The sequence below is a fragment of the Ruegeria sp. HKCCSP346 genome, from assembly GCF_017872595.1.
Taxonomy (GTDB): Bacteria; Pseudomonadota; Alphaproteobacteria; order Rhodobacterales; family Rhodobacteraceae; genus Ruegeria.
Genome location: NZ_JAEDOT010000019.1, coordinates 1 through 3,316, shown reverse-complemented (window position 1 = coordinate 3,316; position 3,316 = coordinate 1). Strand labels below are relative to the sequence as shown.

Here is a 3,316-nt window from a genome sequence, read left to right as displayed (position 1 = left end):
ATCGAACTGCCCAACCAAAGCCGCGTTGCCGAGTTGGGATATGAAGAACACGCGCGTCGCTGTCTCAGCCACGCCAAGCGGACATTCGGCGCGGCGCGATCTCAGCGTCGTATGACCGATGCAGCAATTCCAAAACACCAAGAGGATTATCATGGGCAAAGAGCTCACTGAAAACGACCGACAACTCGCGGCCGATATGCTGGCGCGCGCCCGCGCTGCCATGGCCGAGATCGAGGATTGGGGTCAGGACAGGCTGGACCGCCTGTCTCAGGCCATTGCGTGGTATGCGGGGAACGAGAAGACCTTCACGCGTTTGGCCCAGCAGGGCGTGGACGAAAGCGGTATCGGAGATCGCGCAGGGCGTCCTGCGAAGCGCTTCAAGATTCACATGGTGCTGCGAGATGTCTTGCGCACACCCTCGACGGGTATCGTCGAGGTGGATGAGGAAAAAGGTCTGGTGAAATATGCCAAACCTGCCGGTGTGATCGCCTCCCTGATCCCGATGACCAACCCGGCAATGACTCCACCAGTGACCGGCGTGTCCGCCGCGAACGCCCGGAATGCGGTCGTCTTCAGCCCGCATCCGCGAACCGCCCATACCACCTTTGAAATGGTCGAGGTCATGCGTGCAGCTTGTCGTGCTGCCGGTGCCCCCGAGGACTTGTTCCAATCCATTCGCAAACCGTCGATCCCATTGACGCAACATCTGATGGAGATTTGTGACCTGACGTTGGCGACGGGCGGCAAGCCCATGGTCAAGGCGGCGTACAGCTCGGGACGTCCGGCCTATGGCGTGGGCGCGGGCAATTCGTCCATCGTCATCGATGAGACCGCAGATCTGGACATTGCCGCTCAGAACACTCGTATTTCTAAGACCTCTGACTTTGGGTCTGGCTGCTCGGCAGATGGCAACATCATCATCCAGCGCTCGGTCTACGACGATATGATCAAGGCACTTGAGGCCGAAGGTGGATATCTCTGTTCGGATGAAGAGAAGGCCATGCTCGAAGCGGCTATGTGGGATGATAGGGGCAACCGCACGTTCCCGACCATAGCTTGTCCGCCTCAGCAAACGGCCAAGGTCGCCGGGTTCTCGATCCCCGAAGATCGCAAATTCCTGATGGTTGAAAATCAGGGGCAAATCGGCCCGCAGCATAAGTTCTCCAAGGAAAAACTGACCACGTTAATGGCGCTATATCACTTCGAAACTTTCGATGATGCGCTGGAAACGGTCAGCCAGATCTACAACACCGGGGGCAAGGGCCATTCCTGCGGCATTTACAGCCACAATGACGATCACATCGACCGGTTGGCGCGTCTGGCTCCGGTCAGTCGCATGATGGTTCGACAGCCTCAGTCCAAGGCCAACGCGGGTGCGTGGACCAATGGCATGCCTATGACCAGCAGCCTTGGTTGCGGCATCTGGGGCGGCAACATCACAAATGAAAACGTCACCATGAAACACATGATGAACTACACCTGGGTCAGCCGTCCGATCCCTGAGGATCGCCCCTCGGAGCCGGACCTGTTCGGTGAATTCTACGGACAGGAGGTCGCGTGATGGACGCAAGCAAACTCGACGGTAAAACCGTCGCCGAACACATCGTTGATTTCCTCGAACGCCGTGATGTCAAGCATGTGTTCGGGCTTTGTGGCCATACAAACATCGCAGTTCTGGCTGCACTAGCCGAAAGTCCGATTGATTTTGTCACGGTGCGGCACGAACAAATCGCCAGCCACGCGGCGGACGCATATGCCCGCGTGACGGGCAAGGCCTCGGTGGTGTTGTCACACCTCTCCCCAGGTTTGACAAACTGTGCTACCGGGGTCGCCAACGCGGCGCTGGACTGTATCCCCATGGTCGTGATCGCGGGCGATATTCCCACGCATTACTATGGCAAGCATCCGCATCAGGAAGTAAACCTGCACGCAGACGCGGCCCAATGGGAGATTTATCGCCCCTTCGTCAAACGTGCTTGGCGGGTGGATCGCGCCGACCTGATGGCCGAAATCTTGGAAAAGGCGTTCCATCTGGCTGAAAGCGGTCAGCCCGGGCCGGTGCTGGTCAATGTGCCGATGGACATCTTCTCCGAGGTGATCCCCTCGGACAGCTTCGACCGTATCCGCGATAACACGCGCGCGCTCAAGAAGCCGTCGATTGACGATGAAACCGCACGTGAAATCATTGAGGCTCTGGCACAGGCCGAAAACCCGGTTGCCTATGTCGGCGGCGGTATCCTGTTGGCGCAGGCCAGTGAGGAGTTGCGAGAATTTGTTGAACATATGGGCCTTCCAGTCGCGCATTCCCTGATGGGTAAAGGCGCGTTGCGAGACGACCATCCGCTTGTGCTGGGAATGACCGGGTTTTGGGGCACCGAATTGGTCAACCAGTCCTGCTTGAATGCGGACTACATCTTTGCCGTGGGAACCCGGTTCAAAGAGGCCGATTGCTCCAGCTGGTACCCCGGCTATACGTTCAACATCCCCGGTTCCAAGGTCATTCATATCGACATTGAGCCGCAGGAGATCGGTCGGAACTATCCCACCGAGATCGGAGTCGTTGCTGACGCCAAGGCCGCATTGCGCGTCCTCAACCGGGTCGCCCGCGAGATGTATCCGGACGGCTTCAAGCGCCCCGTGCTGGAGCAGAAGATCGCTGACTTTCGGACGGACTTCAAAGCGCGCAATGTGGAAATGGCGACCTCATCAGCCTTTCCGATGATGCCCGAGCGCATTCTGGCAGATGCCCGCAAGGCACTGCCTGAGGATGCCATCATCACCACGGACGTTGGGTGGAACAAGAACGGTGTCGGACAGCAATTCGATATCCTGACCCCTGGCTCAATACTGACCCCGGGCGGGTTCGCGACGATGGGTTTTGGCCCTCCGGGCGCGATCGGCGCGAAATTGGCAGCACCTGATCGAGTCGTACTAAGTTTAGTTGGCGATGGTGGCTTCGGTCAAAACCCGTCGATGCTCGCAACGGCCGTCGAACTCAATCTGGGCATCATCTGGCTGGTCATGAACAACAACGCCTTCGGAACGATCGCAGGCCTTCAAAAAGCTCATTACGGTTTGACCTATGGAACCACGTTCCCCGGATCAGCCGCCGCACCCGCAAACGGACCGGGTTATGCAGATATTGCAAAAGCTTATGGTGCAGAAGGGCACAGGCTCAGTGCTGCTGATGAATTGTTGCCCGCATTGGAAGCGGCAATCGCCAGCGGCAAACCAACCGTTCTTGATGTCCCAATGATCAACAACCCAACACCAACGACCGGACATTGGAACATCTTGGACATATACTCGCCGGACA

General features: G+C 57.8%; 2 protein-coding genes. Both read left to right on the top strand.

The genetic code is table 11. The annotated features are described in order from the left end of the window. The first annotated feature begins 151 nt into the window (after positions 1 to 151). Positions 152 to 1,561 carry an aldehyde dehydrogenase family protein gene (locus I9185_RS20305; protein ID WP_210093937.1) on the top strand — a complete coding sequence of 470 codons (1,410 nt, stop codon included), beginning with the start codon at positions 152 to 154 and terminating at the stop codon, positions 1,559 to 1,561. After that, on the top strand, positions 1,561 to 3,316 hold a 1,756-nt coding region (locus tag I9185_RS20300), incomplete at its 3' end, for a thiamine pyrophosphate-binding protein (RefSeq protein ID WP_210093936.1). The genes I9185_RS20305 and I9185_RS20300, both read left to right, overlap by 1 nt.

Excerpts from the sequence above, each read along its gene's own strand:
- I9185_RS20305 (WP_210093937.1), top strand. The coding sequence starts at position 152 with ATGGGCAAAGAGCTCACTGAAAACGACCGACAACTCGCGGCCGATATG.